This window comes from Pseudomonas sp. IT-P294, assembly GCF_949767865.1.
Lineage (GTDB): Bacteria > Pseudomonadota > Gammaproteobacteria > Pseudomonadales > Pseudomonadaceae > Aquipseudomonas.
This window is the reverse complement of the sequence record NZ_CATKQW010000055.1, coordinates 306,827-322,224: the sequence shown is the minus strand read 5'-3', so window position 1 is coordinate 322,224 and position 15,398 is coordinate 306,827. Positions and strand designations below refer to the sequence as shown.

Annotated in this window: 13 protein-coding genes; 5 read left to right on the top strand and 8 right to left on the bottom strand. The window is 53.5% G+C overall.

From position 1 onward, the window contains the following. Positions 1-52: 52 nt before the first annotated feature. The 6 genes from ACM6I0_RS25940 to ACM6I0_RS25915 all read right to left on the bottom strand — a co-directional run bounded on the left by ACM6I0_RS25940 (position 53) and on the right by ACM6I0_RS25915 (position 7,020). On the bottom strand, positions 53-1,345 hold the full coding sequence (locus ACM6I0_RS25940) for a TolC family outer membrane protein (RefSeq protein ID WP_414923607.1): 1,293 nt from the start codon (positions 1,343-1,345) through the stop codon (positions 53-55). Positions 1,346-1,365: 20 nt separating this feature from the next. Then, the gene (locus ACM6I0_RS25935) at positions 1,366-3,453 is read right to left on the bottom strand and encodes a peptidase domain-containing ABC transporter (protein ID WP_285433894.1); all 2,088 of its coding nucleotides are present in this window, start codon (positions 3,451-3,453) and stop codon (positions 1,366-1,368) included. A gap of 35 nt (positions 3,454-3,488) precedes the next feature. Beyond that, positions 3,489-4,643, bottom strand: a complete 1,155-nt coding sequence (locus ACM6I0_RS25930; protein ID WP_414923606.1) for a JmjC domain-containing protein — start codon at positions 4,641-4,643, stop codon at positions 3,489-3,491. Between the two features lie 61 nt (positions 4,644-4,704). Further along, positions 4,705-5,034 (bottom strand): hypothetical protein, encoded by a 330-nt coding sequence (locus ACM6I0_RS25925; protein WP_285433896.1) that lies wholly within the window; start codon positions 5,032-5,034, stop codon positions 4,705-4,707. A gap of 481 nt (positions 5,035-5,515) precedes the next feature. Beyond that, a complete protein-coding gene (locus ACM6I0_RS25920; RefSeq protein ID WP_285433898.1) occupies positions 5,516-5,701 on the bottom strand; it encodes a LuxR C-terminal-related transcriptional regulator in 186 nt (61 codons plus the stop codon). A gap of 38 nt (positions 5,702-5,739) precedes the next feature. After that, a complete protein-coding gene (locus ACM6I0_RS25915) occupies positions 5,740-7,020 on the bottom strand; it encodes an HlyD family secretion protein (RefSeq protein ID WP_414923605.1) in 1,281 nt (426 codons plus the stop codon). 343 nt (positions 7,021-7,363) lie between these two features. Between ACM6I0_RS25915 and cysM the strand changes: the two genes are divergently transcribed. The 5 genes from cysM to ACM6I0_RS25890 all read left to right on the top strand — a co-directional run bounded on the left by cysM (position 7,364) and on the right by ACM6I0_RS25890 (position 13,509). Then, positions 7,364-8,266: a cysteine synthase CysM gene (cysM, locus tag ACM6I0_RS25910; protein ID WP_084321990.1), complete on the top strand. Its 903-nt coding sequence runs from the start codon at positions 7,364-7,366 to the stop codon at positions 8,264-8,266. Then, positions 8,266-9,618 carry a 23S rRNA (uracil(1939)-C(5))-methyltransferase RlmD gene (gene rlmD / locus ACM6I0_RS25905; protein WP_414923604.1) on the top strand — a complete coding sequence of 451 codons (1,353 nt, stop codon included), beginning with the start codon at positions 8,266-8,268 and terminating at the stop codon, positions 9,616-9,618. The genes cysM and rlmD overlap by 1 nt, the downstream gene beginning before the upstream one ends. A gap of 123 nt (positions 9,619-9,741) precedes the next feature. Then, positions 9,742-11,985: a GTP diphosphokinase gene (gene relA / locus ACM6I0_RS25900; protein ID WP_259152896.1), complete on the top strand. Its 2,244-nt coding sequence runs from the start codon at positions 9,742-9,744 to the stop codon at positions 11,983-11,985. 119 nt (positions 11,986-12,104) lie between these two features. Further along, positions 12,105-12,938: a nucleoside triphosphate pyrophosphohydrolase gene (gene mazG / locus ACM6I0_RS25895; protein WP_414923603.1), complete on the top strand. Its 834-nt coding sequence runs from the start codon at positions 12,105-12,107 to the stop codon at positions 12,936-12,938. Between the two features lie 28 nt (positions 12,939-12,966). Beyond that, positions 12,967-13,509, top strand: a complete 543-nt coding sequence (locus ACM6I0_RS25890) for a DUF2058 domain-containing protein (protein ID WP_285433902.1) — start codon at positions 12,967-12,969, stop codon at positions 13,507-13,509. A 70-nt stretch (positions 13,510-13,579) separates the two neighbouring features. On the opposite strand, the gene ACM6I0_RS25885 is transcribed toward ACM6I0_RS25890, so the two are convergent. Both ACM6I0_RS25885 and fabB read right to left on the bottom strand, forming a co-directional pair. Then, complete coding sequence (locus ACM6I0_RS25885) at positions 13,580-13,768, bottom strand: hypothetical protein (RefSeq protein WP_090186910.1); 189 nt, start codon at positions 13,766-13,768, stop codon at positions 13,580-13,582. Positions 13,769-14,172: 404 nt separating this feature from the next. Then, the gene (fabB, locus tag ACM6I0_RS25880; RefSeq protein WP_222588033.1) at positions 14,173-15,393 is read right to left on the bottom strand and encodes a beta-ketoacyl-ACP synthase I; all 1,221 of its coding nucleotides are present in this window, start codon (positions 15,391-15,393) and stop codon (positions 14,173-14,175) included. Between the last annotated feature and the right edge of the window lie 5 nt (positions 15,394-15,398).

The following is a 15,398-nucleotide window of genomic DNA, read 5'->3' as shown; positions in this document are numbered from 1 at the left end:
CATGGCGCCAGAAATAGATATATTCTAAAAAATACTTCCAAACGTTTTTTAATCAACCGCTCAGTAACCCGTTAATTTCGGTGATATCGACTTCGCTTAATGTACCTGTCGCAGCCTTAAGCTTTAATTGGGCTAGCAAGATGTCATAACGTGCGCGTGACAGTTGCTGAACTATATCACTGTATTTTCTTTGGGCTTCTAGCACGTCTATTCCAACTCGCACTCCGATTTTGTATCCGATCTGATTGGAAGTCGCTGCCAAGCGTGCGGATGATTTTGCAGCCTCAAGCGCTTTTTCCTGCGCAATGCCGTCCATTACACCCGACCAGGCCTGTGCAGCTGTCAGCGCAGCCAAACGGCGTGCATCCTCTAATTCAAATTCTGTTTGCTCTTGCATCGCTACTGCTTGCCGAGTAGCAGAACTCAGTCTGCCTCCGCTATACAGCGGCATACTAAAACGCAGTCCAATACTAGTTGAATCAATACTATTTGTGCTGGCGTTAGGGTTCTGTTGCATACTTTGATTTAAAATCAAATCTACAGATGGCAGGTGTTCTGCTTTGCGTATACGTACTTCGTTGCTAGCGATGCCCAGAAGAAGTTCCTGTGCTTGTACGTCAAGGTTGAATCGCTCGGCCATCTTAATCCACATGGCCAGCTCTGATGGCTGCGGCGGTGAGAAAGTGGCATTGGCATGTAAGCCCTTCAATATGCCCGGCTGCTGCCCAATGATTCCGACTAAGGCGTATTGGGCCAGATGGAGATCGCTTTTAGCTTTTATAAACTGCGCCGTGCTTTGATCAAAACTGGCCTGAGCCTCATTGACGTCGATGATACTGATGTTGCCTAGCTCAAAGTTTTTTTTGGCAATTGCCAACTGCTCCCCATTAGCAGTTCGTAAATCTCGAACGGCTTGAAGCACATCGGTTGAATTCAGGACTTCAAAATAGGAGTGAGCAACACGCAACAACAAGCCCTGCGCAGCACTTTCGAGGTGAATTTGTGCCTGCGCACGCTGGAGTTCACCCTGCTGGAACTGAACCCAATTCTGCCAGCGAAAGATTGGTTGTATCAATTGGATGCTATAACTTTGATTCCGTCTTTTTTGCTCGGTATTAGCGCTAGGTGTATGGTGATTTGACTCAACCCAATGGCTTTGAGTGTCTAGAGATATTTGGGGAAGAAGCCCTGCTCTGCCTTGTAGCCAGTGTTCCTGACCTATACGTTGATGAGCTTTCGCCGCTGTGTACTGAGCATCATGTAATAATGCTAGTCGATATATCTGTAAAAGATCACTCTCTTGAGCCTGCGTTGCTGTAGCCTCCAACAAAAATATTGCACTCATGAAAAATTTTCTGATGCTCATTAGTTGTCTAGCCTCGTCTCATCGAGACGAACATCTTCCATGATGATCCCATTGTTCAAGCATATAAGACGCTTAGCAAAGGCGATTGTTTCACGGCGGTGAGCAATTATGATTCGGGTCATTGGCATCTCACACAATGTCCTTACTATATGCTGCTCGCTGTGTAGATCCAAGTGGCTGGTTGCCTCGTCAAGTACAAGTATTTTAGGGTTTCTATATAAAGCTCTCGCCAAAAAAATTCGCTGTTTCTGTCCGCCTGAAAGCCCTGAGCCCATCTCTGATACAAGTGTTTGATAGCCCATGGGCATATCGGAAATGGTCCTGTGGATGTCAGCAAGGCGAGCTACTTCAGTTACGCGATCCAGACAAAAGTCAGGGTCGAAACACGCAATATTTTCGGCCAGTGAACCAGCAAGTAACTGGTCCTCCTGCATTACAACACCTACTAAACTGCGACATGCCTGAGAGCCGAGATGACGCATAGGTATTCCGCCAATCAGAATTTCCCCTTCTGTCGGTGTGAGCAAACCAAGTATTAATTTAAGTAGTGTAGTTTTGCCGCAACCAGAACGTCCGACGATAGCCACAGAATCCCCGGCGTGGATCGTGAGTGATAAATTGTGTATGACCGAGGGCTCACCCAACGCGTATCGGTATGAAACGTGCTTAAGTTCGATGCTGGGCTCTATGCGAGCAATATCAGTTTCCATCTGTCCGTCAGACTCTGGCAATTCCAGAGCAATATCGGCCAATCTTTCAGCATGTAACGAAAGCATCCGGATTTCGATACCCAAGTCAATAAGCTTGCTTGCACGTCCAGAAAACTGAGTCTTGTAGGCGATGAATGCTAGCAACATACCCATTGATAGTGCGCCCTGCAGTACGGCGGAGCCTCCAAAATAGAGCAGAAGCATCCCTTCCAATCCAAAAATTAAGATGTTCAAGCATGAAAATACCAACAATATTTTTTGTGTTGTCACATCTCGGTTTTGGACATCCGCAATTAGATTTTGCCACGTTGCTAATCGCAACGTGGTGCCGTTAAAGAGTTTGATAGGCAAAACTGCTTTTATTGTTTCTAAGAAGTAAGTGTTTTCTCGGGCTCCTAGCACAATGCGCTCTTCAGAAGCGTTGCGGAGCGGGTGGTAAAAAATAAGTCTTAGGGCGCCGTACAATACCAATGCAATCAACACTATCGATGAAAGTGTGGAGCTATAGAAAAACATCATTGTCAGTGTTGCTATTGCGACTAATCCATCAAGTAATCCTGTGATGGCACCGTTTGTCATTATTTTGCGAATGACAGCTAATGATTGAAAACGGGCTGCAATATCTCCGAGTTGACGTTTTTCGAAAAACGACCAGGGTAGGCGTAGCATATGGCTGAACAAGTTTCCCGACCACTGAATTGCCACTTGCTGGCCTAAACGCAACGCCATCCAGCCTTGAGCCATTCGAAGGACAAAATCAATTACCATCAATAGACAGCCCCCAAGTACGGCAAGTAATAGTAAATCGTGATCGGACGACACCAGTGCCCCGTCAATTACCCATTGAGTTACTTGGGGGGAAAGAAGTGCTACCAATTCCAGCGCTAACGCGAGTGCAAAAATGTTGCCTAAAGCGCGCTTGAGTCCGGTGATACGACCAATCAAGTCACGCAGGCGGACTCGAACTTTCTGTGATTGGGGCTGAAATGTTGCGTTAGGTGTCAATTCCAGCGCAACACCTGTGAAATGCCTCGAGACTTCAGACAATGCCATCACTCTACGACCATATGCAGGGTCCAGCAGAGTCAGGCTGCTTCCTTTTACTCTCTCCAACACCACAAAATGGTCCATATTCCAGTGCAAAATGCAGGGTGTACGCAAAAGGTGTAATTCCTCCAACTCCAACCGCAGAGGCCTGCAGGAGAAATTTAGTGACTGAGCGTGACGCATTAACTGGGAGAGGGTAGTTCCCTTTAGAGAAATGGAGAATTGTCTTCGCATGGTCGTTAGATCCAGCTGCAATCCGTGAAATGCGGCAATCATGACTAGGCATGCAAGACCACACTCTTGGCTCTCTACTTGCAACGTAACTTTCATGAGTTAGAGTGTCCTTAGAAATGAGCCTAATTTAATCAGGTTCTGGAGAATTCCAGTATGTCTAAATGGCATAGTTGACTAATCAGTTTGCGTAACTTGTCGGCGGGTATTTCTGGGTGTCCTATGATGAGCGCCCCAATGCAGATGTTGGGGAGTTTTACTATGTGCTGAATTATTTTTTTACTTTGCTCGTCAAGATTTAATCGGGTGCCGTTCGCAATGATGTAATCATCAGTTATGCTGTAGCAACTACTTGTACACAGTCGAACGCCAAAATGTTCGGAAAGCGTGCCTGCGTTAGGGTCGCCGAAAATATCTAAAGCCAGCGCAGACTCAACCCGTATAGCACCATTAAATTCATCAAGAAAACATTGGTAATTATCGCGATTAGTGATCAACTCATTGAGTTGTCTGCCGGCCAATGAAAGATGTTCTTTGTCATGCTGCCAAATATGGAGCGAGCGGCGTAGGTCGGTGTGGGTTTCAATTCGTTTAAATAACCATGAAAGGTAGTCAACTGTATATGCCGGGAAAGTCCCTATCGCAAGATGGAATGTCGCCTCTCCAAGTGGCAAAGGGTTATGCCACCAGCCTCGGGGGAGATAAAAAACATCGCCTGGCTCTAGAACGATATCCATGAACGGACTGGTTGGGCATGGGTGTTCGTGTTCGTAGTCTTTACTTTGTTGGGTGTATAAAGGCGACTCCATCGATGGTTCGTAAACAATCCAGCGTTTACGGCCTATTAATTGGATCGCAAATACGTCTCGAGTATCCCAGTGGCATCGAAAGGAATCCTTGTTGCCAAAAGACAAATACGCACTACTTACGACCTGTCTGCCGGTGAATGTCGAAATCTGTTTTGAAATATGGCTGACTTTTTTTGAATTCTTGATCTTGTTGGTGATTAGCGTGGCTCCGTTTTTTAAGTGTTCATAAATTGCGGGTTTAATAAGTCGGTGACGTAAGATTCCGATGTCGTAATAGCTTTCTATGTATTCAGATTTGGGTCGTATGCCGTCCAGAGAGAGTTTGAAGTCGTTGGACGAGACGTCGCTATTATCAAAGATTTCATTCACGTCGCTCCAAGAGAACTCATTGTTGGCTAATGCCTTCTTGATGAGTAGAGGTTTTCTTTCTTGGTGACTTTCAAAGAAGTCATCAAAAGACATGTTGAATTTTATGCTCATAAAAATAGACCTGAAGGACCTAGCTGTAGGGGAGTAGCTAGGCCCTCTATTGGTTGATTATTTAGTTGTAGTTAGTGCCGCCGTAGTTAGTTCCTGCTGCATTAATCGCACTTTGAGCCTGTCCTCCCATCATGCCGGAATAAAAACCTACTTCAGCGCCAAGAATGGTTGCCGCAGTAGTTTGAGCAACACCCATGCCGGCAGGGCCTAGCAGAAAGCCAGCGGCACCTCCAGCCACAGCACTTGCAGTAAGGCCTGCCACGTCGCCCTGTCCGGTAGCCATTGCGCCTCCAATATAAGTTGCTGCCCCTGTAACCGCTCCAACAACAGCCCCTGGCGGGCCGACTGCTCCAGAAACTAACTCAAAGTCACATATCGTCAATTCACGCATGATTACTCCCTGTTTTATGTGGGGTGGGTTGTGGTGCTAAAGTTTGTTATTGGTGGAGAGTTTGTTTTATTATTAGTAGTATTATGATAGGAAGTATGTGAAGTAAGAGAAAGGTTGCGCATAAGCTTTGGTAAACTCCCCATCGTAAGCGCAGCAATCTGTAGATTAAGTAGCAAAAAATAAAAAAAATACCGATTTTAAAAGCAGACATTAGTGCGCTAGATACAGTGCCTTCTGCAAAGTGTATTCCCAATGCTTGCATGTTCCAGCCGTCACTAGGTTCTCTAAGTTTATGATCGGTCATGGGGTTTACCTGTGGCTGAAGATAAGATTGTATGGGTTGCGCACTAGCCGTTTGCCGGGGTAGGCGGGTGGCCGTTGGTTGATGATCGAATCGTAAGTTTGGAGCTGAGCGTGACATGGGGTGTGATGGAGAGTGTAATTTTCTTGGATGTTTTTTTAAATCCTATAAATGTAGGGGTTAGAGCGTCTTGTTTTTAATTTCAGCTGCCAACAATTCTGCCCTTGATCCAACTCCTTTCTTGCGAAGAATTGAGGAGACATGATCACGTACGGTGAAGTCGCTTATGCCAAGTGACGTAGCTATTTGTTTGTTGGTTAGTCCTTGGAAGAGTGAATTCAGGACTTCAGATTCCCTTTTTGTCATGCGGTTGTCGCCTCCTGCTGTTTTCGTTTAGATTCTGTTCAATGTATTTTTTTGCCAGTCACAGAGTAAATAGGTTCCAGAGCCCACTCATAAAGTCGACGTTCGTCCTGAACGATATCAGCTTCCAATAGCATTCCCGCCTGCAGCAGGTGCGGAATTCCGTATGCGGCAATCGTCTGTGAGTCCAGTGCAACAGTTACGCGATAAAAGAGCTCAGATGGTAGGGCTTTGCTATGAACAGCACTTGCGATGTGAGCAGGTAACTCCTGAACTGCGTAGGGGCTCTTCGCCAGCTCTACAATCTGTCCTCGGGCCATGCCGAATTTTTGATATGGATAGGCGGCGTATCGCATTAATACGGTCTGGCCCGTCTCTATAAACCCCGCCTGACGAGAAGCGACATATAAATGAGCAGTAAGACTTGCTCCTTGAGGGATCAGACTAGCCAGCAGTGAGCCGACCTCGACTTGTTGACCTTTTTGCACGTTCAAACCAGTTACGGTGCCAGCAAACGGTGCCACGCTTATCTGTTTGCGGCGAACATCATTTTCCGCCTGCTCCTGCCTGACTAAGGAGACGCTGTTATCTATCTCTGCAGTCTCGGCGCGATACCGCAACTCGATCTCTTGTCTTTGTGCCTGCAGTTCCATCCGTTCGCGGCTGAGACTCGCTCGGGCGCGTTGAATACTTTTTTGTTGCCCCCGCAATGCTAAAAGATCTCCCTCTCCTTTTTGAAGCTGTGCGAGGGAAATAAAATCAACTGCTGCCAATTCTTGCTGTCGCTGTTGTTGAGTTTCCGCCAATGCTACGCGCCGTTTAAGCATGCGTATTTCTTCTCGAAATTGAATTAATTCTTCGGTTATTGCAGCGAGGCGCCCATCAAGCATGAGTAGCTGTCCTTTACGGCGCTCGTTCGCCAAGTGAAGGTTGCGTTCAATTATCAGCATGCGCTGAGTGAGTTGTTCCGAAATGAGATTTTGTATACCGCCTGTTGAGCCAAAGCGTTCACCGGAAACTACGAATAACGCTTGACCGGTCCCAACGGTTTGCCCTTCCTTCGTAAGAACCTCTGTCAGTAATCCAGTGCCAACTGAAGTTAAGCGCAACATTCCCTGCTCTGGCATAAGCAAGCCATTAACAGTTGCTTTTCGGGTATAGGTCCCGAAGTAGGCGTAGCTCATCAATAGGAGTATTAATATGCTAGCTAGGATGGCAGCTACACCATACCCCCATGGTTGATGGATCAGAACGCTGCCAAAGCGGTTTTCGTTTTTCGCGTTAGTAACTTCGGAACGAAATAAAGCCGAGTTTTCGGACATTGATTTAGAGTCTTCAGGAAGTTTGGTGGTGCTTTACCTCGCCAAGTAGCGTGGAGTGCGACCAAAAGACTATCAATGAAACTTATTACTCACCAGTTCATCGATGCCACCAGAACCTGCGGGAAATATCCTAGGAGGATGTCCCGAAACATCGTCCTGTATTACAGAATCGTCGAGCGCAAGCCGTGTTCCTACAGGTCCATTACTCTTATGCGTAGGATTCTTCCTCGGCCCACTCGCCCGCTTATTCCCATAAGCCATAAGCACCACACTTTGCGTGATATGGCCTGCGCACGTTTGCCGGTATGATAGGCGCCCCCGCAGTCTGGATTGCGAATACGCCATGACCTTGCAGTACCCAACCATCGCCGATTGCGTCGGCAACACTCCGCTGGTCCGTTTGCAGCGCCTGCCTGGCGCCACCAGCAACACCCTTTTGCTCAAGCTCGAAGGGAATAACCCGGCGGGTTCGGTCAAGGACCGTCCGGCGCTGTCGATGATCACCCGCGCCGAACTGCGCGGGCAGATTCACGTCGGCGATACGCTGATCGAGGCGACCTCGGGTAACACCGGGATCGCCCTGGCGATGGCCGCGGCGATCAAGGGTTACAAGATGATCCTGATCATGCCGGACAACTCCAGCGCCGAGCGCAAGGCCGCGATGACGGCGTATGGCGCCGAGCTGATCCTGGTCACCCAGGAAGAAGGCATGGAAGGCGCTCGCGACCTCGCCCAGCGCATGGAAGCCGAAGGCCGGGGCAAGGTGCTGGACCAGTTCGCCAACGGCGATAATCCGGAGGCGCATTACACCACCACCGGCCCGGAAATCTGGCGTCAGACCGAGGGCACCATCACGCATTTCGTCAGCTCGATGGGCACCACTGGCACCATCATGGGCGTCTCGCGCTACTTGAAAGAGCAGAACGAGAACGTACAGATCATCGGCCTGCAACCGATGGAAGGCTCGGCAATTCCGGGCATCCGTCGCTGGCCGCAAGAATACCTGCCGAAGATTTACCAGGCGGATCGCGTGGACCGGATCGTCGACATGGCGCAAAGCGAGGCCGAAGACGTGACCCGTCGTCTGGCCCGCGAAGAAGGCATCTTCTGCGGCGTTTCTTCGGGCGGTGCGGTGGCAGCAATGCTGCGTCTTTCCAAAGAAGTTGAAAACGCGGTGATCGTCGCGATCATCTGCGACCGAGGCGACCGTTACTTGTCGACCGGCATTTTCGACGCGCCCAACTGATGGCCAAGCAAGAGAGAGGCCTGCGCTTCCAGCCCACCGGCGGTAGCAAGGCCCCGCAAATCCCGACCGGCAAAAAGCAGCGCTTGAGCATCGAGCGCCTCGCCAATGACGGTCGTGGTATCGCGTTTTTCGAAGGTCGTACCTGGTTCGTCATCGGCGCATTGGCGGGTGAAGAGGTTGAGGCGCGCGTGTTGGGTGCCCGCGGCAAAGTGGTCGAGGCACGCACCGAACGTGTGCTCCAGGCCAGCGAATTGCGTCGTCCGGCGCCGTGTCCGCATGCCGGTCGCTGTGGCGGTTGCAGCGTGCAACACCTGCCACACAACGAACAACTCGCCCTCAAGCAGAGCATGCTCGCCGAACAACTGTCGAAGGTCGCCGGTGTCGAACCCCAAGAGTGGGCGGCGCCGTTGAGCGGATCGGAATTCGGCTACCGCCGTCGCGCCCGCGTGGCAGTGCGCTGGGACATGAAAGCGAAAAAACTCGAAGTCGGTTTTCGTGCGGCGGGCAGTCAGGACATCGTTGCGATCAATGAATGTCCGGTGCTGGTTCAGCCCTTGCAGCCGATCATGACCGGCTTGCCGCAGATGTTGCGGCGCTTGAGCAAACCGCAAGCGCTGGGCCACGTGGAGTTGTTCAGCGGTTCGTCATTGGCGGTGTTGCTGCGGCACATGGCGCCGTTGTCCGATGCCGACCTGACCATTCTCAAGGAATTCTGCGCCGCCCATGAAGCCCAGTTGTGGCTGCACGGTGAAGGCGAACCGCAACCGGCCGAGGCAGGGCAGTCCCTAGGCTATCGCCTTGAACAATGGGACTTGAACCTGGCTTACCGGCCAGGGGATTTCATTCAGGTCAACGCCGGGGTCAACGAAGCGATGGTTGCCCAGGCACTGGACTGGTTGAAGCCGACAGCGCAGGAACGGGTTCTCGATCTATTCTGTGGGTTAGGCAACTTCGCCTTGCCGCTGGCCAAAGCCGTTCGCGAAGTGGTGGCGGTCGAAGGCGTGCAAGCGATGGTCGAGCGGGCGGCCGAAAATGCGGCTAGCAATAATCTTCATAATGCGCATTTTTTTCAGGCCGATTTATCCCAGCCTTTGACCGATGCCGAGTGGGCGCGCGAAGGCTTTTGTGCGGTACTCTTGGACCCACCGCGTGACGGTGCTTTCGAGGTCGTGCGCACGCTGGCATCGCTGGGTGCCAAACGGTTGGTGTACGTGTCGTGCAATCCGGCAACGCTGGCGCGCGACACGGTTGAATTGATCAAGCAGGGCTACCGGTTAAAACGTGCCGGGATTCTCGATATGTTTCCTCAGACGGCACATGTCGAGGCCATGGCGTTATTTGAAGCGAGCTAGGATGGCTCGTCTGGTCCGACTGGCCGCCCGTGCAGCTCTCGCATTAGCCCAGTGAGGGCAAATCGGGGAATGAAGGTCAGCGATTTGACGCATTGAATCTGCGTCGTAGGGAAGGTAAGCAAGATGGTACAGGTGAGAGCACACCAGCCGATCAACACCGACGGCAGTATCAATCTCGAGGCTTGGCTCGATCATGCGGTCAGTGTCGATCTGGCACTGGATCGCGAAGCCTTGAAGGAAGCGTGCGAGTTCGCTCGTACGTCTGAACAACAAGCCAATGCGGCGAAAAACCTGTGGTCCGAAGGGACCTCAAGTTTCCGCACGGGCCTTGAGATCGCCGAGATTCTCGCCGACCTCAAACTTGATCAGGATTCGTTGGTCGCGGCGGTCTTGTACCGCGGCGTGCGCGAAGGCCAGATCGAACTGCCGGCCGTGAGCCAGCGCTTCGGTCCGGTGGTCGCCAAACTCATCGACGGCGTGCTGCGCATGGCGGCGATCAGCGCCAGCCTGAGCCCCCGTCAATCGCTGGTGCTGGGCACTCAGGGTCAGGTCGAAAACCTGCGCAAGATGCTCGTGGCGATGGTCGACGACGTTCGCGTCGCGCTGATCAAACTGGCCGAACGCACCTGTGCGATCCGTGCGGTGAAAACCGCCGATGATGAAAAGCGCAATCGCGTGGCCCGTGAAGTCTTCGACATCTACGCGCCGCTGGCTCACCGTCTCGGTATCGGTCACATCAAGTGGGAGCTGGAGGACTTGTCCTTCCGTTACCTCGAGCCCGATCAGTACAAGCAGATTGCCAAGTTGCTCCACGAGCGGCGACTGGATCGCGAGCGCTTCATCGCCGATGTGATGAGTCAGCTGAAGAATGAGCTGACCGCTACCGGCGTCGACGCTGACATCAGTGGCCGGGCCAAACACATCTATTCGATCTGGCGCAAAATGCAGCGCAAGGGTCTGGAGTTCAGCCAGATCTACGACGTGCGTGCCGTGCGCGTGCTGGTGCCGGAAATGCGCGATTGCTACACCGCGCTCGGCATCGTCCACACCTTGTGGCGGCACATCCCGAAAGAATTCGACGACTACATTGCCAACCCGAAAGAGAACGGCTACCGCTCGCTGCACACCGCAGTGATCGGCCCTGAAGGCAAAGTGCTTGAGGTGCAGATCCGCACCCACGCCATGCACGAGGAAGCCGAGCTGGGCGTTTGCGCGCACTGGCGCTACAAGGGCACCGACGTCAAATCCGGCTCCAATCACTACGAAGAGAAAATCTCCTGGCTGCGTCAGGTGCTCGAGTGGCATGAAGAGCTGGGCGATATCGGTGGTCTGGCCGAGCAGCTACGCGTCGATATCGAACCGGACCGGGTCTACATCTTCACCCCGGACGGCCACGCCATCGACTTGCCCAAGGGCGCGACGCCGCTGGACTTCGCCTACCGCGTGCACACCGAAATCGGTCACAACTGCCGTGGCGCGAAGATCAACGGACGCATCGTACCGCTCAACTACAGCCTGCAAACCGGTGAACAGGTAGAGATCATCACCAGCAAGCACGGCACGCCGAGTCGCGACTGGCTGAACCCGAACCTGGGTTACATCACCACTTCGCGGGCGCGGGCGAAGATCGTTCACTGGTTCAAATTGCAGGCCCGCGACCAGAACGTCGCGGCCGGTAAAACCTTGCTCGAACGTGAGCTGAGTCGCCTCGGTCTACCGGCGGTGGACTTCGACAAGCTGGCCGACAAGGCCAACATGAAGACCGCCGAGGACATGTACGCGGCGTTGGGCGCCGGCGATTTGCGCCTGGCGCAACTGGTGAACCTGGCGCAGCAACTGGTCGAGCCGGAACGCGGCAACGAACAGCTGGAACTGATTCCGCGTAAAGCCACCGGCTACAAACCGGGCAAGCGTGGCGACATTCAGATCCAGGGCGTCGGCAACCTGATGACGCAAATGGCCGGCTGCTGCCAACCGTTGCCGGGCGATGCGATTGTCGGTTACATCACCCAGGGCCGTGGCGTGAGCATTCACCGTCAGGACTGCGCCTCGGTGTTGCAGCTGGGCGGGCGCGAGCCCGAGCGGATCATCCAGGTCAGCTGGGGCCCGGTGCCGGTGCTCACCTATCCGGTGGACATCATCATCCGCGCCTACGACCGCTCCGGTTTGCTGCGCGACGTGTCGCAAGTGCTGCTCAACGAGCGGATCAACGTGCTGGCGGTCAACACCCGCTCGAATAAAGAGGACAACACCGCGTTGATGTCCCTGACCATCGAGATTCCCGGGCTGGATGCACTGGGGCGGTTGCTGGGACGGATTTCCCAGTTGCCGAACATCATCGAAACCCGGCGTAACCGGACACCTTGAAGATGTCCCCGTGTGGGAGCTGGCCTGCCAGCGATGCAGGCACCTCGGTCTTTCAGTAGCATCGAGGTGATGCCATCGCTGGCAGGCCAGCTCCCACAGGTTCTTGTAGAGACTGATTGATGTATTCACTCGAAGACTTGCTGCACCTGATGAGCCGCTTGCGTGACCCGCAATTTGGTTGCCCGTGGGACATCAAACAAACCTACGCCACCATCGTCCCACACACCCTTGAGGAAGCCTACGAGGTCGCCGATGCCATTGAGCGCGGTGACTTCGATCACTTGCAGGGCGAGCTTGGCGATTTGCTGTTCCAGGTGGTTTATTACAGCCAGTTGGCCCGGGAAGAAGGGCGCTTCGAATTCGCCGGCGTGATCGACAGCATTACGCGCAAGCTGATCCGTCGTCATCCGCACGTGTTTCCGACAGGCGATCTGTACGCTCCACTGGATGTCCCGCGTCTGAGTGAAGAACAGGTCAAGCATCGCTGGGAAGAGATCAAGGCCGAAGAGCGTGCCGAGAAATCCATCGCGCCGCAGCAGCTGTCATTGCTCGACGACGTACCCGCCGCGTTGCCGGCGTTGTCTCGTTCGGCCAAATTGCAAAAACGCGCAGGGCAGGTCGGTTTCGACTGGCCGCACGCCTTGCCAGTGCTGGACAAGGTTCGCGAAGAGCTCGATGAAATACTCGAAGCCATGGCCGATAACGATCCGGTAGCGATAGCCGATGAAGTCGGCGACTTGCTGTTTTCCGTGGTCAATCTGGCGCGTCATTTGAAGGTCGATCCGGAAACTGCATTGCGTGGCGCCAACAGCAAGTTCGAAAGACGCTTCCGTTTTATCGAACAGGCATTGCGCGACACCCATCGTCCCATGGAAGATTGCACCCTCGAAGAGTTGGACGCCTTGTGGGGCGAAGCCAAACGACAGGAAAAGAATGTGTCCAGCTGCGGTTGAGCAGTGGCCTAAGTGAGAAATAAGCACCATGAGCATTTCCCTTCGCGACCAGTTGCTCAAAGCAGGGCTGGTCAACCAGAAGCAGGCCAAACAGGTCGGCAAAGAGAAGCAGAAGCAGCAGCGCCTGGCCCATAAAGGTCAGATCGAACTCGATGACTCGCAGCAGCGTGCGGCCCAGGAAGCGATGGCCGAGAAGGTCAAGCGTGACCAGGAGCTGAACCGTCAGCAACAGGAGAAAGCCGAGGCGAAGGCCCGTGCGGCCCAGGTCAAGCAATTGATCGAAGTCTCGCGCCTGCCAAAGCTGACCACCGAGGACTACTACAACTTCGTCGATGACAAGAAGGTCAAGCGCATCTGCGTCAACGCCCTGATGCGCAACAAGCTCAGCAACGGTTCGCTGGCGATCGTGCACCATGCCGGCGGCTATGAAGTGATCCCGCGTGAAGCCGCCCTGAAGATTCAGGAGCGCGATCCGCAGCGCATCGTGCAGATGAACGTGAAGACCGAAGACGTCATCGCCGAGGACGATCCGTATGCGGCCTATCAGATTCCTGATGATCTGATGTGGTAAGGCTGTAGAGCTCGCAATAACGACAAACCCCGCTCATGGCGGGGTTTGTCGTTTTCAATGCTGTCATTGCTTATGCGGATCGGAGCTCTCGTTGCTGCTCCAGTTTTTCCAGTTCGGCCTTGTAGCTGTGGGCGTCGGTCTCGGAGTGGAACATCCCCACCAGCATGTCTTGTTGATGCACGTCCCAGATGCGGATACCGGCGGCTACGCCTTCGTGGGACTTATGTGAATCGTCGCGTTCAGTTACTTTTACAGTCATCTGCTAGCTCCAATCTCTGTTATCTGCAGCAAGGCATGTGCAGGACTCCGTTATATGTTTTGTTAGCCTGCTAAGTAAATAACCGGGTTTTGTAATGGACAATTGCCAATTCTGCAAAAGTCCTGCAGCCCTTCAAGCCCGCGGCATTGGGTCGCAGGGTGCTGAGTTTCATGACAAAAGCTTCATGTTTGCGGTGAGCAAAATCGCAGGTTCAACACCGAAACTGTGGGAGTGAGCCTGCTCGCGATTGCGGTGTTTCAGTCGACAGATGTGTTGTCTGGTAATCCGCTATCGCGAGCAGGCTCACTCCCACACGGTTGGTGGTGTTCTCCATTACTCAGGCACAAAAAAAACGCCCCGAACCAGTCGGGGCGTTTTTTTGTGTTGCGAGACGGCGGAGTGTCTTACTTGCCGGTCCAGCGCTTCAGTACCAGCGTGGCATTGGTGCCACCGAAGCCGAAGCTGTTGCTCATCACGGTATTGATGGTGGCGTCTTCGCGCGTCTTGGTCAGGATCGGCATGTCTGCCACTTCCGGGTCCAGTTCGTCGATGTTGGCGGAACCCGCCATGAAGTTGCCTTCCATCATCAGCATGCAGTAGATCGCTTCGTGAACGCCGGCGGCGCCCAGGGAGTGACCCGACAGGCTCTTGGTGGAGCTGATGGCCGGTGCCTTGTCGCCGAACACTTCACGCACACCTTTCATTTCCATGACGTCGCCGACCGGAGTCGAGGTGCCGTGGGTGTTCAGGTAGTCGATCGGAGCATCGACGGTGGACATGGCCATCTGCATGCAGCGGATGGCGCCTTCGCCACTTGGAGCGACCATGTCATAGCCGTCGGAGGTCGCGCCATAGCCAACGATTTCCGCGTAGATCTTCGCGCCGCGAGCCAGAGCGTGTTCCAGCTCCTCGACCACGACCATGCCGCCACCGCCGGCGATGACGAAACCGTCACGCTTGGCGTCGTAGGCACGGGAAGCTTTTTCCGGGGTTTCGTTGTACTGGCTGGACAATGCGCCCATGGCGTCGAACAGGAACGACTGGCTCCAATGTTCTTCTTCACCGCCGCCAGCGAACACGATGTCCTGCTTGCCCATCTGGATCTGTTCCATGGCGGTACCGATGCAGTGAGCACTGGTCGCACAGGCAGAAGCGATGGAGTAGTTCAGGCCCTTGATCTTGAACGGGGTTGCCAGGCAAGCGGAAACGGTGCTGCTCATGGTCCGCGTGACGCGGTATGGGCCAACGCGCTTCACGCCTTTCTCGCGCAGGATGTCCAGCGCTTCCATCTGGTTCAGCGTGGAGGCACCACCGGAACCGGCGATCAGGCCGGTACGCGGGTTGGAAACCTGCTCTTCGGTCAGACCGGAGTCGGCGATGGCGTCTTTCATGGCCAGATAGGCGTAAGCCGCCGCGTGGCCGACGAAGCGATAAATCTTGCGATCGATCAGCTCTTCGAGTGGAAGGTCGATGGAGCCGGAAACCTGGCTACGCAGACCCATTTCAGCATATTCCGGGTTGAACCGGATGCCAGGGCGGCTTGCACGCAGGTTAGCGGAGACGGTCTCTTTGTCATTGCCCAGGCACGAAACGATGCCCAGACCAGTGATAACGACGCGGCGCATGCGGA

Bases quoted from the DNA above. Each gene is read 5' to 3' on its own strand.
- ACM6I0_RS25940 (WP_414923607.1), bottom strand. From the start codon at position 1,345: ATGAGTGCAATATTTTTGTTGGAGGCTACAGCAACGCAGGCTCAAGAG.
- ACM6I0_RS25935 (WP_285433894.1), bottom strand. From the start codon at position 3,453: ATGAAAGTTACGTTGCAAGTAGAGAGCCAAGAGTGTGGTCTTGCATGC.
- ACM6I0_RS25930 (WP_414923606.1), bottom strand. From the start codon at position 4,643: ATGAGCATAAAATTCAACATGTCTTTTGATGACTTCTTTGAAAGTCAC.
- ACM6I0_RS25925 (WP_285433896.1), bottom strand. From the start codon at position 5,034: ATGCGTGAATTGACGATATGTGACTTTGAGTTAGTTTCTGGAGCAGTC.
- ACM6I0_RS25920 (WP_285433898.1), bottom strand. From the start codon at position 5,701: ATGACAAAAAGGGAATCTGAAGTCCTGAATTCACTCTTCCAAGGACTA.
- ACM6I0_RS25915 (WP_414923605.1), bottom strand. From the start codon at position 7,020: ATGTCCGAAAACTCGGCTTTATTTCGTTCCGAAGTTACTAACGCGAAA.
- cysM (WP_084321990.1), top strand. From the start codon at position 7,364: ATGACCTTGCAGTACCCAACCATCGCCGATTGCGTCGGCAACACTCCG.
- rlmD (WP_414923604.1), top strand. From the start codon at position 8,266: ATGGCCAAGCAAGAGAGAGGCCTGCGCTTCCAGCCCACCGGCGGTAGC.
- relA (WP_259152896.1), top strand. From the start codon at position 9,742: ATGGTACAGGTGAGAGCACACCAGCCGATCAACACCGACGGCAGTATC.
- mazG (WP_414923603.1), top strand. From the start codon at position 12,105: ATGTATTCACTCGAAGACTTGCTGCACCTGATGAGCCGCTTGCGTGAC.
- ACM6I0_RS25890 (WP_285433902.1), top strand. From the start codon at position 12,967: ATGAGCATTTCCCTTCGCGACCAGTTGCTCAAAGCAGGGCTGGTCAAC.
- ACM6I0_RS25885 (WP_090186910.1), bottom strand. From the start codon at position 13,768: ATGACTGTAAAAGTAACTGAACGCGACGATTCACATAAGTCCCACGAA.
- fabB (WP_222588033.1), bottom strand. From the start codon at position 15,393: ATGCGCCGCGTCGTTATCACTGGTCTGGGCATCGTTTCGTGCCTGGGC.